This window comes from Lactobacillus nasalidis, from assembly GCF_016587775.1.
GTDB classification, from domain to species: domain Bacteria; phylum Bacillota; class Bacilli; order Lactobacillales; family Lactobacillaceae; genus Lactobacillus; species Lactobacillus nasalidis.
The window spans coordinates 1-627 of the sequence record NZ_BOCG01000631.1 but is presented as its reverse complement, the minus strand read 5'-3'; the positions used below and the strand labels follow the sequence as shown (position 1 = coordinate 627).

General features: G+C 58.1%; 1 protein-coding gene and 1 pseudogene. One reads left to right on the top strand and one right to left on the bottom strand.

Translation table 11 applies throughout. The annotated features are described in order from the left end of the window. Positions 1-346 (bottom strand): IMPACT family protein (locus lacNas_RS11875; protein WP_201346895.1); only part of this gene is annotated, 346 nt, incomplete at its 3' end. Between the two features lie 44 nt (positions 347-390). On the opposite strand from lacNas_RS11875, the pseudogene lacNas_RS11870 reads away from it, so the two are divergent. Further along, positions 391-627: pseudogene (locus lacNas_RS11870) on the top strand (DNA/RNA helicase); the annotation flags it as partial.

The following is a 627-nucleotide window of genomic DNA, read 5'->3' as shown; positions in this document are numbered from 1 at the left end:
GGATGAGGCCGCCGGCGCCCAGCTTGATGCCGCCGAAATACCTGGTGACCACGACGGCCACGTTTTTCAGCTGCATGAGCTGCAGGGTCCTTAATTCGGGCACTCCGGCCGTGCCGGCCGGCTCGCCGTTGTCGCTGCTTTTGACGTGCTCGTCGTTTAAGCCGAGGGTGTAGGCGTATGTGTTGTGGGTGGCGTCATGGTACTTCTTGCTGGTGGCGGCAATGAAGTCTCTGGCTTCCTGCTCGCTGCCTATCCGGGCAAAAGTGGCGATAAAGCGGCTTTTTTTGATGACCAGTTCGTGCTGGCCGCCTTCTTTAATGGTTAAAAAATCTGCTTCTTGTGACAAAAAATCATCCCTTTTCGGTGTACTAATAAGTGGAGGCGAGAAAATTGAAGGAAGAAAAGCAATCCGGCCGCCAATGGTTGGTCGATAACTTGGATAATAGCATAAAAGAGGGGCAGACGGCAATTCCGGCCGTGCAAAAAGGCATCTGCCAGCGCTGCGGCAGCCCCTGCTGGGCCCACCTGCCCTCAGGGGCGCTGTATTGCCGCGAATGCGTGGGCCTGGGCCGGCTGGATGAGGGCAAATGGCTGCTGCGCCAGGCGGCCGCCAGCAGCTACCCGGCC